This is a genomic window from Pseudoteredinibacter isoporae (assembly GCF_011602085.1).
Lineage (GTDB): Bacteria > Pseudomonadota > Gammaproteobacteria > Pseudomonadales > Cellvibrionaceae > Pseudoteredinibacter > Pseudoteredinibacter isoporae.
Map to the genome: position 1 here is coordinate 578,406 of NZ_JAAONY010000001.1, position 13,757 is coordinate 592,162.

At 47.4% G+C, this 13,757-nt stretch carries 10 protein-coding genes; 5 read left to right on the forward strand and 5 right to left on the reverse strand.

Going from position 1 to position 13,757, the window contains the following annotated elements; genetic code table 11:
* The first annotated feature begins 51 nt into the window (after positions 1-51).
* Positions 52-1,470 carry an aldehyde dehydrogenase family protein gene (locus tag G8768_RS02470; RefSeq protein ID WP_166851878.1) on the forward strand — a complete coding sequence of 473 codons (1,419 nt, stop codon included), beginning with the start codon at positions 52-54 and terminating at the stop codon, positions 1,468-1,470.
* Between the two features lie 87 nt (positions 1,471-1,557).
* Entirely contained in the window at positions 1,558-2,904 is a 1,347-nt protein-coding gene (locus G8768_RS02475; RefSeq protein WP_166851875.1) for a pyridoxal-dependent decarboxylase, read from the forward strand.
* Positions 2,905-2,995: 91 nt separating this feature from the next.
* On the opposite strand, the gene G8768_RS02480 is transcribed toward G8768_RS02475, so the two are convergent.
* Complete coding sequence (locus G8768_RS02480; RefSeq protein WP_166851872.1) at positions 2,996-5,188, reverse strand: TonB-dependent receptor; 2,193 nt, start codon at positions 5,186-5,188, stop codon at positions 2,996-2,998.
* A gap of 200 nt (positions 5,189-5,388) precedes the next feature.
* Entirely contained in the window at positions 5,389-6,189 is an 801-nt protein-coding gene (locus G8768_RS02485) for a helix-turn-helix transcriptional regulator (protein ID WP_166851869.1), read from the reverse strand.
* A 170-nt stretch (positions 6,190-6,359) separates the two neighbouring features.
* Here G8768_RS02485 and G8768_RS02490 point away from each other — a divergent pair, with 170 nt between their 5' ends.
* The 3 genes from G8768_RS02490 to trxB are packed head-to-tail and all read left to right on the forward strand — an operon-like array spanning position 6,360 to position 8,257.
* Positions 6,360-6,950, forward strand: coding sequence for a carboxymuconolactone decarboxylase family protein (locus tag G8768_RS02490; protein WP_166851866.1), 591 nt, complete (start codon positions 6,360-6,362; stop codon positions 6,948-6,950).
* 10 nt (positions 6,951-6,960) lie between these two features.
* The gene (locus tag G8768_RS02495) at positions 6,961-7,293 is read left to right on the forward strand and encodes a thioredoxin family protein (protein ID WP_166851863.1); all 333 of its coding nucleotides are present in this window, start codon (positions 6,961-6,963) and stop codon (positions 7,291-7,293) included.
* 1 nt (position 7,294) lies between these two features.
* Positions 7,295-8,257, forward strand: a complete 963-nt coding sequence (trxB, locus tag G8768_RS02500; protein ID WP_166851860.1) for a thioredoxin-disulfide reductase — start codon at positions 7,295-7,297, stop codon at positions 8,255-8,257.
* 78 nt (positions 8,258-8,335) lie between these two features.
* Here trxB and G8768_RS02505 read toward each other — a convergent pair whose 3' ends face one another.
* The 3 genes from G8768_RS02505 to G8768_RS02515 form a co-directional block, all read right to left on the reverse strand.
* Complete coding sequence (locus tag G8768_RS02505) at positions 8,336-9,532, reverse strand: MFS transporter (RefSeq protein ID WP_166851856.1); 1,197 nt, start codon at positions 9,530-9,532, stop codon at positions 8,336-8,338.
* A 239-nt stretch (positions 9,533-9,771) separates the two neighbouring features.
* Positions 9,772-11,415, reverse strand: a complete 1,644-nt coding sequence (locus tag G8768_RS02510) for an amidohydrolase (protein WP_166851853.1) — start codon at positions 11,413-11,415, stop codon at positions 9,772-9,774.
* Between the two features lie 31 nt (positions 11,416-11,446).
* A complete protein-coding gene (locus tag G8768_RS02515) occupies positions 11,447-13,612 on the reverse strand; it encodes a TonB-dependent receptor (protein ID WP_166851850.1) in 2,166 nt (721 codons plus the stop codon).
* Positions 13,613-13,757 lie beyond the last annotated feature (145 nt).

The following is a 13,757-nucleotide window of genomic DNA, read 5'->3' on the forward strand; positions in this document are numbered from 1 at the left end:
AATCAGTAAAGCCCAGGCGCATTTTTACAACTAATTCATCACAGGTGATGTATGGAATATTCAATGATTATTGACGGGAAGCCCGTCAAAGCCGAGCACCATTTCGACGTTAAAAACCCGGCCAATGGTGAAGTGGTTGCTACCTGCCCCGGTGCAACTGAGGCGCAACTGAATGATGCGGTTGCCGCTGCTCGTAGAGCTTTTCCGGCCTGGTCAAACAGCAGTGACGAGACTCGAAAGCAATGTGTTCAAGGTCTGGCCGATGTGCTGGCAAATAATATGCAAGAGCTTGCTCAACTGATTACTCTGGAACAGGGGCGTCCTCTGGATGGTTTGGGCTTCGGTTCTTTCGCGGAAGTGGGGGGGGCCGAATACTGGTGCCGTGCAACCTCCGAGTTGAGCCTGGAGGTGGAAGTTGCTGAAGAAACAGACGAGCATCGTGCCGAAATACACCGTAAACCTTTGGGGGTTGTTGCTTCAATTACTCCCTGGAATTTCCCTCTGATGATTGCCATCTGGCATATTATGCCGGCCTTGCGCAGCGGGAATACTGTGGTCATCAAGCCTTCTTCTCTGACCCCGCTGGCAACGTTAAAATTTGTTGAACTGGCACAATCCGTATTGCCGGCAGGTGTTTTGAATATTGTCACTGGTGAAGGTGGCTTGGGTCGAATGATCACTTCCCACCCAGGCATCGATAAAATTGTTTTTACCGGTTCAACAGGCACGGGTAAAAATATTATGAGAAATGCCGCCGATAACCTAAAACGACTCACGCTTGAATTGGGTGGCAATGATGCGGCAATTGTATTGGGTGACGTGAAGCCCAAAGATGTGGCCATGAATATTTTTATATCAGCCTTTATCAATAATGGCCAAACGTGTGCAGCTCTAAAACGCCTTTATGTGCATGAAGATATTTACGAAGAAATGTGTCAGGAATTGACGGCAATTGCCAAGACCATGACGGTGGGCAATGGTATGGATGATGGGATGCAGTTGGGGCCTGTGCAAAACCTGGAACAGCTGAACCTGGTAATGGAGCTGGTTGACGATGCCAAAGAAAAAGGCGCAACTATCCTTTGTGGTGGTGAGCGCCCTGAAGGCAATGGTTTCTTCTATCCCCCAACACTGGTTGCTGACATCAGTGATGGCACTCGTCTTGTGGATGAAGAACCTTTTGGCCCTGCATTGCCGATTGTTAAATTCTCCGATGTTGAGGAGGTTTTGGCCAGAGCGAATAATAACCCAAATGGTTTGGGAGGCTCTGTGTGGTCTAACAATGTGGATGCGGCTATCGCGCTGGCTAAACGTTTGGAGTGTGGTTCCGCCTGGATTAATAACCATGCATCGCTATCACCAAACGTTCCTTTCGGTGGTGTGAAAGAATCGGGAATCGGTGTTGAGTTTGGTCGTCACGGTCTCGAAGAGTACACCAGCATCCAGTCTGTATTTGTTCCTAAACAATAAGTCGATTATGGCAGGGTGCATATCTTTCTACCCTGCCATAAACCGCTATTCGCAGCTCAATTTGACAACAATAATAGGAGACCTGCGATGAATAATCGTAGAGATTTTCTGAAAAACAGTGTGTTTCTATCTGGTGGCCTTGCCTTGGCCTCAGGAGGTTTTGCCGGTGCTCATTCGGAGCTTACAGCAAGAAAACCGGGAAAAAAACCGCTTGATTCAGCCCAAGAAAAGTTCATACACCTGCGTCGCCAGCTTCTGAAAAAACAGAATCCCAAACAATTTCTGGGTTACCCAATCAATTTGAATTTGCCGAGTCAGGGTTTTCTAGACTGGCAGGAACAGCTCTATCAATTGGAGTATGGGCTTCGTTCAATGAATAATGTTGGTGATCCGTTTTATCAGCGTAGTGTATACGACAGCCACTATCTGGAAGCTGACCTTATTGAACGTTTTGCTCAATTCCATGGATTCGATAAGAGTAACTGTTGGGGCTTTGTGAGTAACAGTGGAACCGACAGTAATATGCATGGTGTATATATTGGGAAGACACTGTTGGAGAACCGCCATGGAAAACCTCCAAAGTTGTATTACACAGAGGACGCTCACTACTCCATTCAGATTATTCAAGATTTATTGTCATTGCCTGCTGTATTGGTTAAATCAAGCAAAGAAGGCAATATGGATTGCCAGGATCTGGCGCGACAGCTGAAGGAAAATGCGAGTGAAGGCGCAATCATTTTCGCAACCATGGGGACAACTCTTAAAGGTGCTATCGACAACCTTGATGAAATACATGAAGCCATAGAAGGCCACAATAGCTACCTTCATCTGGATTGTGCATTGTTTGGTGGTTTCTGCCATTTTGGCAAGAGTGCCGCGAATCTTAAAGCCATTCAAAGTGGCAAGCGGCGTTTTGATTCCATGTCGATTTCCTGTCATAAGTTTTTTGGTTTTCAGTCAACGGCGGGCTTGTTCTTTACCCACGGTGATCGTTTTGAAGAGTTTCGAGGGTATTTTTCGAAGTCCCATGACCCTGCTTACATTACCCATGTACCAGGAACGATAAGTTGCTCTCGAGACCCTTTAAAACCGGCGCTGTTTCACTACTACTGCACGGAGGCTTCCCAGGAAGAACAGCGTCAAGACTATCATCACATGATGAACATGACAGCCTATATACACAAGCATATGCAGAAGCAGTTTCCACAACTGGAAACGAAACGTTTCAGCGAAGAATCCAACACATTGTACTTTAAATTAGTGAATCAGGATCTTGTAGACAAATGGACTTTAGCAAAAGTTAAGGCAGTAGCGGGCCAGAGGCCGGCCTACGCGCATATTGTTGTAATGCCTCATGTCGGCAAAGCCATGGCTGATGAGTTTCTGAACGACCTTAGTCATTATCATTCTCGTGGTTTACTGCAAAACGTTTGATTCTTCGTTTGTTGTTCGTTATCAAAACCCATTGTTCAAGACAAAAAAAGGCCGGCAATGCCGGCCTATAGCTTACGATGAAGAACAAACACTAAAAGGTATAATCCACACTGATGCCGTAAGTTCTCGGTGCTGCAAAAGAGGAATTCGACAAACCAAGACCGGCTAGATCCAATGCATAAACTCGATACTCTTCGTCACCCAGATTTGAGACAAACGCTGAAACGCCCCAATCTCCAGATGGGAAGTCATAGGAAACTCTGGCGTTGCTAACCAAGTAAGAAGACTCTTGATCCAGAGGGGCACAGAACACGGAGAAACAGAAGTCATCACTGAAATTGAAATCAATTTGTGCGGCCATGGTGCCATCAAAAGCAGACCACTGGTAACGTAGCAGGCCATTCAAAGAATACGTCGGTGCATAAGGGAGTTCGCTATCGCTGACCGTTCCATCCGGGTAGTTGACGTCTTTTACCGTAGAATCCATCCAGGTGGCACCGAATAGAATATCCAGTCCTTCAATCGGACTGGCGATAATTTCCAGTTCGGCACCTTTCGCATCAGCATCGACATTAATAATATCCAGTGTTGCAGCAACCCCTACGGTTGGATCAACCACGAAGGCCTGATAGTCGCTGTAGTCGTAGTAAAACGCCGTCGCGTTCAAGCGTAATCGACCATCCATCATTTCTGTTTTGATGCCCAATTCATAGCTCAACAGCTCTTCCTGATCATGCGGTGTGAGTAAATTAGGGGAGCCAATGCCCAGGCGATAATTGCCGGCCTTATGAGTTTGAGTTACCGAAGCGAACAACAAGGTTTCATCGGTAGGGCGCCAGTCAAGCTGGGCCTTGTAGGAAACATTATTGAAGTTACGCTTACGTTGTTCCTGGTTGCCCGTATCGAAGTTATCGAAACCGTCGTAATTCACATCGCGGGTATCTTCGGTATAACGCAGACCCAAGGTGGCTGTTAGCTCATCACTGAGGTCAAAATCGGTTTGACCAAATATCGCCCAGGAATTGGTGTCCAGCACCGTGTTGTGGCCACCGACATTCACAACTTCTCCGAAGTCACTCCCGACACCGAATGGGAAATTGTCCAGATCAAATACGCCTCGGCTGTCGCTGCGAATATCCAGATAATACAGACCCGCCTGCCAGCGTAGGCTTTCCAATTCGCCATTCAGTCTAACTTCCTGAGAGAACTGTTTGAAGTCCTGGCCGGTTTCAAAGTGGAAATAAGCGTTTGGCCCTGAATCGGCATCTTCGCGATAATCTTTATGCATGCGCATATAGTCAGTCACGGAAGTCAGAGTTAGCTGTTCACCCAGTTGGTGTACAACTTCCAGGGTGGTGCCATTTATTTCGCGGCGGAAAAACCCAACGTCGTCATAGCTTCCCACATGGGGATCGTTATCCGTATCTTCATAGCCAGTCCAATCCGGTCCGGAAATGCGCACACCCAATCCCTGTTCATTTGCAAATGCGGCGCTGTGATCGTAGCCATTACCCCGGCTGTCGTTCTTGGCATGATGAAGCTTTAATAACACATCGCTGTTTTCCCCTGCATCCCAAGCCAATTGCACACGTAGAGCCTGGGCGTCGGTATCCCGCAGGTTTTCACCAATGCGGTTTTCCAAATAGCCGTCGTTTTTATCCATTGCAAAAGACACACGTCCGGCAAGGTTCTCAGTCAGTCCTCCGCCGATAGCCCCTTCCAATTGACGGCTTTTGTAGTTACCGGCGGTAGCACTCAAATAACCCTCAACTTCCTGGCTGGGCTTGACGCTCACATAGTGCAGCAAGCCGCCGGTTGCGTTACGGCCGAACAATGTACCTTGCGGTCCACGCAATACTTCAACTCGCTCGATATCAAACAATTGCGCAGAGGCTGCACCCATGGAGCTGACATACGCATTGTCAACGACCATGGCAATCGGGGGTTCCAGGTGATCAGCAAAATCGTTTTGGGAAATACCGCGAATGTTGATGGTGGTTAAGGTGGGGTGGGATTGTATGTAGTTCAGGCCTGGCGTTTGTTGAGCAATATCAGTGGAATTTTTATAACCCAGCTCTCTTAGCTGGTCTCCTGAGAATGCAGTTACGGATATCCCGACGTCTTGCAAATTCTGTTCACGTTTTTGCGCCGTAACAACCACTTCTTCAATCAGCACACTGGCATTGGCATGTGGTGCTAAAGCGATGCTACAGCTTAAACAGGCCATTGCCAGGGGCAGTTTTCCACGCGGATGAGGTATAGGCAGCTTCGGTTCATCAATCATTTTTGTGACTCTCTATCATTATTAGGATTATTGATTTTTGCAGTGCGTATTGCTCAATACTGGGTCAAGACTACTCCCGATATTTTTACCTGTCAACAGACAGATTAATGTTCGGAAAGCACAGAAGACCATGACCAAGGAGTCCGAAGTGACTTAAGTGATTGATATGAAAAATGGTTTTTCAGTTTTTGACAGGAGTATCAGGCGTGGGTTAAGCAGAGCCCAAAAAGCTCGTTTTGGCTTGAGATTTCCAGGCGGGAATAGGCTCGTCGACGATAGGTCATAACGCTCTGTTTTTTAATATCCAAATCCAAAGCAATGCCTTCTGTACTCATGCCCAGGAGTAATCTTGCACAGACTTGTTTCTCCCTTTGGGTCAGGCTGGAATCAATATAGGCGAGTCGATCGGCGAGATTATTGATTTGCTCTTCGCGGGTCATAAAGCTCGACAGGGTTCCGCTCAAACGGCTGTGTTTCAAAACCAGAGCGGACAAAAGCGGTTTCAGTAATTCCAAAACCTTAACGTCCTGATCGCTGAAGTTAATTTCCGTTCGGAACAGATTCAAGCAATAAAGTCCCCTGTCCGCGCGGGTAATAACAGAAAGGCGATCATTGATTCCCATTTTCTCGCACCACAGGTTTTTATAATCCCTGTCCTCTATAGCTTCAGGTAGCAGTCTGCGTATTTGTATTTCGGTATCGGCAAGATAGTGATCCAAAAACTCCCGATTAGGGTCCAAGCGATAAAAAATAGACAGATAAAGTTGCTGTAACTCTCGGCGCATGGGTTCAACGCCCCGGCTGGCAGAAAAGCCATAGGTCACATCATTGCGTTCTTCCAGATGAACCAGAGAGAGGTGATCCAGTGGCAGAAAGTCGCTGAGGTTGTGGATCAGTACCTGTGGGAAAGACGCTTTGCCAATGGCTTCCAGCAACGTATCAACGCGATCAAAAAAGCGGGATTTAATATCGCGTTCCCAATCGGGAGAAAGCTCATTCATTATGAGAACCATTGCTGTTTCAGCGGAGCCTCTGTACCTGTCTGGAGGGACAGACAGCCTGGCAGCGTTTCATTATCCTGCGTTTCAATATCCTGATTGCCAGCGGGTCATACAGCCAATTGCTTCCGCCTGCATCAAGATAAATTCCATAAAAAACAGGAGCTTAAATTATGGCACACCTACGCCCCCTTGAGAACCACGAGGTCGATCAGGAACTGCGTGAAATGTTCGAACACTATGAAAAAACCCGTGGCTTTTGTCCGAATAGTGTTAAGACCATGGCTCGCCGTCCAAATATTTCCAAAACCTTTGGCAAGCTCAATCAAGTTGTACTGTATGAAGGAACGGTCGACGAAGAGCTGAAAATGTTGGTCGCTCTGGCATCCAGTTTAGCTTCCGGCTGTCGCTACTGTCAGTCCCATATGGCGAATCTGTCGAGTATCTATAAAGCACCGGATGAAAAGATTGCTGCAATCTGGGAATTTGAAACCAGTGAGCTGTTCACAGATGCGGAACGTGCTGCAATCAAGATTGGTATCAAAGGCGGTACCTTGCCAAATGAGGCGAGCAGCGAAGATTTTGATGAGCTGAAAAAACATTTTAGCGAATCTGAAATTGTCGAAATTGTAGCGACCGTTGCTCTCTTTGGTTATCTGAATCGTTGGAACGATACCATGGCGACCGAGCTTGAAGAACTGCCGACACAAGTTACTGAGCGCGCCGTTGGCCACACAGGTTGGACGGCCGGTAAACACGTGTAAGGAGCAGACCATGACGACTCTTCAACTTAGCGATGAAAATTTTCAACAGACTCTGAATAACGCTGACAAGCCCTTGCTAGTTGACGTTTGGGCGCCCTGGTGTGGGCCCTGCAAAATGGTTGGACCTGCTGTTGAGCGCATTCATGCCGATAAACCAGAATGGTTTTCCCTGGGCATGGCGAACATGGAAGAGTTTTCGGCAATGGCAGAGCAATACGACATCAAAGCTACGCCTACCCTACTGCTGTTTAAAGACGGAAAGGAAATTGCCCGGCGTTCAGGCGCAGCGATGCAAAGTCAGATACTGAGTTGGTTGCAAAACGAATTGGGTAACGAGGCTTGATATGAGTGATACAATTCATCATCCACTGATTATTCTCGGCTCCGGCCCAGCGGGCTTCACCGCTGCGGTCTATGCTGCCCGTGCAGGCCTGGCGCCTGCACTGATTTGCGGCATGGTGCTGGGTGGCCAGCTAACCACAACCACCGAAGTTGATAACTGGCCCGGTGATGCGGAAGGTGTTCAGGGGCCTGATCTCATGACGCGTATGCAACAGCATGCCGAGCGATTTGATACGGAGGTTATTTACGATCATATCGTTGAGGCAAATCTGAAGAGTCGCCCTATAGAGCTGCGCGGTGACAGTGGGCAAGCATACAGCTGTGATGCCTTGATCATTTCCACCGGCGCTTCGGCTTTGTATTTGGGCCTGGCTTCCGAAAGTGAATACATGAACAAGGGTGTGAGTGGTTGTGCAACCTGTGATGGATACTTCTACAAGGACAAAACTGCGGTTGTCATCGGTGGTGGTAATACCGCAGTTGAAGAAGCACTTTACCTTTCCAATATTGCCTCCGAGGTTATTTTGGTTCATCGCCGTGACAGCCTGCGCGCAGAAAAAGTGTTGCAGGATCGACTTTTTGAGAAAGCCGATACAGGAAATATCCGCATTGAATGGAACTGCGAGCTTGAAGAAGTTCTGGGGGACGGAAAAAAAGTTACTTCGATCAAGCTTAAAGACAAGGCTCGCGAGAAAGAGAAAATCCTCGCTACTGATGCAGTATTTATCGCTATTGGTCATCGGCCCAACACGGAATTGTTTCAGGGTCAGTTGGAAATGAAAGAAGGTTACCTCTGGGTTCAGAGTGGTTTGGCAGGCAAGGCAACACAAACCTCAAACCCAGCGGTATTTGCTGCGGGTGATGTTGCAGATCAGCATTATCGTCAAGCCATTACCTCAGCAGGTATGGGATGTATGGCAGCGCTGGATGCGGAGCAATATCTCAGTCAACATAGCAAGCCATAATCCGTACCTTATTTGCTTTTGGAAAACCGATTGGAATTCGTCTTTCGCCCAGCATGACGCTGGGCTTTTTTTTGAAATTTACATATTCCGGCTTTCGAGATGATGCATATTCTGAGTGTCGAAGTTTCTCACCACAAACGGGAGAACCGCTACGGCCAGAAAACAGGCGAAAGCGGCCACGGTGCCAATGTGGTTCAAACCAAAGTGGTCGTTAATAAAACCGCCCAGACTTGAACCCGCACCAAAACTGAAAATCTGTACACCGATAATTACCGCGGCGATTCGACCACTGGGATCTAAACGAGCACCTATACCCAGTAAATAAGGAATGAAAAAGGCCAGCATAAACTGGTAGGCCAGGATACCAAACGCAAACGCAGCTTCGGTCTCGGCGTGGGACAAGATAATACAGATAGCGCCCCAAGGCAGAAGACAGGCGATCAGAGGCACTAATTTACCGAACCTGACGGCCACCCAAGCGGCCAACAGTGCCCCCAGGAATTGACTGGCACTGGAAAGCGCATAGTACAAACCGATTTTATCGGCGCCCAGTTCAATGCTTTTGGCAAAGCGTTCGGAAAATGACCAGCTTGCTCCAAGCCCCATCATCAAAATAATTTCAATCGCAAAAAATACCGGTAAACCGCGTTGTAACAACAGCGCTAATTCAAAAGAACGGCTTTCCTCTTTGGAGGTTACGGAGGGTAAGAGTAAGATCAGCGGGAACAACAGGGTTAAAATTCCGGCGATCAATAAATAAAAACCTGCGCTCCCACTCCATTGAATCAGCGTTGGGCTAAGATAGTACAAGGCTGTGGTTATCAGGTAGATCAAGGCGTAAAGGTAACCGGCCACCTTTTCTGTTTCTTTAAATAACGAGGCAATAAGCCGTGAGGCGGTTGCATTGGCCAAACCATACCCTAATCCCGCGATGGCCCGGCAGGCAAACAGCCACTCGTATTCATTGCGCAACAGCATTAACAAATTGGCCAACAGGGCAAGGGAAAAGCCTAACAGAGCCATTTTCTTTAAATCGAGGCGAATAAGATTGAATGCCACCAGAAGAACGCCAAAACCCAGGCAGGTGGTTTCCACAGTGGCGAGTACGCCAGATTTTTGGGCACTCAATTCGTAGAAATCCATCAGAATGGAAACTTGAAAAGGCATCATTAATAAACCAATGATGCTCAGTAGCTTGATTGCGGTTGTGGCTAGAAACGGTGCGGCAACGTTGTTTGAAACCGAACCATGAGTTGGCGCCACTGATAAAGACATGGGTATCACTCCTGCAAAACATTGACGTTTTGGGGCTATTGATTGGCTTCTAAGAGCCTTGTTTGTGAGAATAGGTATGATTACATTATCTGTCAATAGACAGATAATGTTTGAAGATACTTGAGGTTTATTCTTAAGGTATGGCGAACCTGACAAAAAATGCCGCCTCCCCGCTGCCAGGAAAAGACGGCCAAACAGTGTGTAAACTTGTGGGTAACTTATAAGATATTGATTAATAGTTACTTTCTATAAACTTCCACGCCATCAAGAATGGTTGTTAGTACCTGTGTACCGCCAATATCGTTTTTGTCGATCTCAAATAAATTACGGTCCAGAATCACCATATTGGCGACCCTGCCGGCTTTGATTGACCCGAAATCCTGGCTTCGTGCGATGACTTTGGCGGGATTGGTGGTGAACATGGCCAAGGCTGAGTGCAGGTCAATCGCCTCATTGTTTGGACGGGTAACGATGCCCTGGAGTGGTGGGAAAGGATTGAAGGATTCCACCACATTGTAATCTGAGCCTGCTGTCATCAAGGCGCCGTTGTCGAGCAAGGTTTTGAACTGGTAACCAACAGCCCCCATGGGGCCGGGCATGTGCCAGAAATAAGGTGACACTTCTGCAGCTGCTCTCAGACTTTTAAAGCGGCCCATGTCGGCAGGAGAAACATCGGACGTATGCACCACTTCATGCCAGATACCGCTATCGCCATTCGCCTTACGGGTTGCTTCAATTGCATTCAGGGCCACTCGAACAGAGCCCTCGCCTGCCGCATGCATTTTCAGACGAAGCCCTGCATGATCCCACTCAATCAGCTTTTTCCTTAGAAGATCTTGACTGATTTGTAGATTAGTTTCGTCAATTTCACCATGTTCATCGAGTGGTACATGAGTAGGTTTGGGAGGAACGGGCACGCCATCGACAAAGATTTTGATGCCCGCCGGGTTCAAATGTTGGCTGCGAAAGCTGTCTCGGTTGGCAATCATAGCTTCCTGTTTTTTCAACAAATTAGCTTGCTGGTGCGTCCAGCCCATATGGGCAAAGATGTATGGCATGTTAATGGAATTCTGATCCATTCTTTGGAGGCGTTTCATGTCGGTATCGTCTAGAACCAGTGGATCTTGCAGGTTGGTAACGCCAACAGCCAGCAGGTCGGTAAATAGTGTTTCTAAATGTTTTTCTATCACCGCTTCGGGATAAGGCGGGATGACGTTGTTGACCAATAGAGCGGCTCCTACCCCAATCATCAGACCGGTAGACTTACCAGTTTCGGGATCGCGTAAGATTTTTCCGCCGTTAGGGTCTGGAGTAGCATTGCTTATACCAGCAGCTTCCAGCGCCTTGTCATTCACCAGAGCCAAGTGTTGGCTCAGTTCCTTGATCATGACGGGTGTATCTGGAAAAATTTCATTTACCAGGCGGTTATCAACGCCACCTTCGACCCAAAGCTCCAAGCCGTTAATGATTAACCACGAATAACCGGGCACCTGTTTACTTTTACAGTATTCCAAAATTTCCCGAAGTTGTGCGGGTTTAAACACGCCGGGATAACAATCAATTCTCGCCGATACATTTCGAGTATGGAAATGGGCATCGGTCATACCGGGTATTGCCATTTTACCTTGCAGGTCGATCCACTGTGTGTTTGGGCCGGTTTGACTCATCAAATCCTGTTTTGATCCAACGGCCAGAAAGCGACCATCCTTAATGGCAACGGCTTCTGCCCAAGGCTGCTGCGCATCCATGGTGTAAAGCTTGCCATTAAAATACACATTGTCTGCTTGTACAGATTCTTGCGGAGGGCTGCTTTGGCTACAGGCCGACAATAAAGACAGAGCCATTGCTGCGAAAGGCAGTCTGGATGTTTTAAAGAAATTCATGTTAACTCCAATTTAATTCCTGGGATAAAACTTACATTCGATACTCAACCGACACACCATACATTCTCGGTGGACCATAAATGCTCTCGCTTAAACCAATTGCGGAAACATCGAGGGCGTAAAGCCGGTATTCTTCATCGCTTAAATTGTTGATAAACAAAGAAACTGACCAGCGATTCCCGGGAAGCTTATAATTGGCGCGAGCATTGAATAGGGTGTAGGCCGGTTCCTGATCAATAGGTGAGTTAAGTACCGAAAATGAAAAGTTATCGCTGTGATTCCAATCGACTTGTACTGAGGCCTCGCCTTCCATGACGGGCCAGGCATAGCGGACCAAACCGTTCAAAGTAAAACGCGGTGCATTGGGAAGTTCACCGTCTTTTACCGTACCATTTGGAAAAACAACATCTTTAACGGTTGAATGCAGATACGATGCGCCCAGCAAAACATCCCAACCCTCGCTGGGTGAAAAGGCCAGCTCGATTTCACCACCGTAAGCATTAGCATCCAGGTTTTGAATCAAGGTAGTGCCTGTGGCGCCGAACAATGGGTCAGTAAAGAAGGCTTGATAATCTTTATAGTCGTAACGAAAAACCGCTGCATTCAGTCGACCCAGGCCCCCCAAAATGTCGGATTTAAAGCCAATTTCAAGGTTCAACAACTCTTCCTGATCGTGTGGGATAACGCCCAATGGTGCATCACCTCGAATTTGAAAGTTACCGGCTTTATGGGTTTTGGTCGCACCGAAATACAACAAACTATCTTCTGATAGACGCCAATCCAGTTGGGCTTTATAAGACCAGTTATTGAATTTGATCTTTTCATCCAAAGTGAGGTTAGTGATACCGTCTGCGGCAAAAGGGTCAAAGCCCTGATAGTCTATTTGTCTTTGGTCGCGGGTGTATCGGGCACCCAAAATAGCTGAAAGGTTTTCACTTAAGTCAAATTCCGTTTGTCCGTAAAGCGCGACCGAGCGAGTGTTTAAAACAGAGTTATTTTTTGCATTTTGAACCGCGAAACCATAGTCGGGAGCAAACCCCAATGGATGAAAGTCCAATTCAAACTGTGGGCTTAATCGATTTTCAATGTCGAGATAGTAAATTCCAGCTTGCCAACGTTGATTTTCGCCTTCCTGTGACAGTTGAAATTCCTGAGAATACTGGGTTTGATCCTGCCGAGTTTCCACCGAGAGAAATGGATTCGGGCCTGAATCGCCATCTTCACGGTAATCCTTTTTGATGATATTCACATCGCTAATGGATACCAAACTAATGGATTCTGCTAATTGATAGCTAAGCTTCAAAGTACTGCCATTGATTTCCCGGTTAAAAAAACCAATATCGTCATAATCACCGGCATGTACGTCACCATCGCGATCTTCATAGCCTGTTGGGTCTGGGCCAGGCACGATAAAACCTAATCCATCGCTTCCGTTTACAGCGGCAGTATGTTGATAGCCATTGCCATTCGCATCATCTTTGGCGTGCTGAAGCTTCAGCAAAACGTCCAGTGAATCGGTGGGTTGCCAAGCCACTTGCAGCTTGAGGGAACGAGCATCAGTATCCCGTAAATTAGGGCCAATGCGGTTTTTCAGTAAGCCGTCATTGCGATCGACCACCATGGCCAGGCGCGCTTGAATGTCGTCGCTCAAGCTACCGCCAATCGCGGATTCAACTCGCTTAGTCCCGTAGTTTCCGATAGTGCCATTGATATAAAAATCGAATTCATCACTAGGTGCATTGCTAACGTAGTGGAGTACACCGCCTGTGGCATTGCGGCCGAACAAGGTTCCCTGAGGGCCACGCAAAATTTCTACCCTTTGAATATCAAACAGTTGTGCGCTGGCTGCGCCCATGGAGCTGACATAGGCACCATCAACAAAAACGGCAACAGGGGCTTCATAACCATCGGCATAATCATTCTGGGAGACACCACGAATATTAAGCGTGGTAATGGTTGGGTGAAGCTGAGCCACGTTTAAACCGGGGGTTTGGGCCACAATATCTTCGGTTTTGGTGTAACCCAATTCAGCCAGCTGATCACCGCTGAATGCGGTAACCGCAAGACCGACATCCTGCAGGTTTTGTTCCCGTTTCTGGGCAGTAACAACAACTTCTTCAATGATAGAAGCGTGGCTGATTGTGCTGCAGCCCAACACACTGGCCGCTATGGCAACTGAAAGAATTTTCGGGCGCATCTATGGTTTCCTCTCTGTTTATTTTTATAGTGACTTGATGAACGAGTAGGAAAGTGATTTTAGTCAGGCCTCTTTTGCGGGTATTTGCTCATATGAAAGTTTTTTTAGCATTTTGGACATTTCGCCCTAATTGCCGTAGATTCTC

Bases quoted from the DNA above. Each gene is read 5' to 3' on its own strand.
- G8768_RS02510 (WP_166851853.1), bottom strand. From the start codon at position 11,415: ATGAATTTCTTTAAAACATCCAGACTGCCTTTCGCAGCAATGGCTCTG.
- trxB (WP_166851860.1), top strand. From the start codon at position 7,295: ATGAGTGATACAATTCATCATCCACTGATTATTCTCGGCTCCGGCCCA.
- G8768_RS02515 (WP_166851850.1), bottom strand. From the start codon at position 13,612: ATGCGCCCGAAAATTCTTTCAGTTGCCATAGCGGCCAGTGTGTTGGGC.
- G8768_RS02490 (WP_166851866.1), top strand. From the start codon at position 6,360: ATGGCACACCTACGCCCCCTTGAGAACCACGAGGTCGATCAGGAACTG.
- G8768_RS02480 (WP_166851872.1), bottom strand. From the start codon at position 5,188: ATGATTGATGAACCGAAGCTGCCTATACCTCATCCGCGTGGAAAACTG.
- G8768_RS02495 (WP_166851863.1), top strand. From the start codon at position 6,961: ATGACGACTCTTCAACTTAGCGATGAAAATTTTCAACAGACTCTGAAT.
- G8768_RS02485 (WP_166851869.1), bottom strand. From the start codon at position 6,189: ATGAATGAGCTTTCTCCCGATTGGGAACGCGATATTAAATCCCGCTTT.
- G8768_RS02470 (WP_166851878.1), top strand. From the start codon at position 52: ATGGAATATTCAATGATTATTGACGGGAAGCCCGTCAAAGCCGAGCAC.
- G8768_RS02505 (WP_166851856.1), bottom strand. From the start codon at position 9,532: ATGTCTTTATCAGTGGCGCCAACTCATGGTTCGGTTTCAAACAACGTT.
- G8768_RS02475 (WP_166851875.1), top strand. From the start codon at position 1,558: ATGAATAATCGTAGAGATTTTCTGAAAAACAGTGTGTTTCTATCTGGT.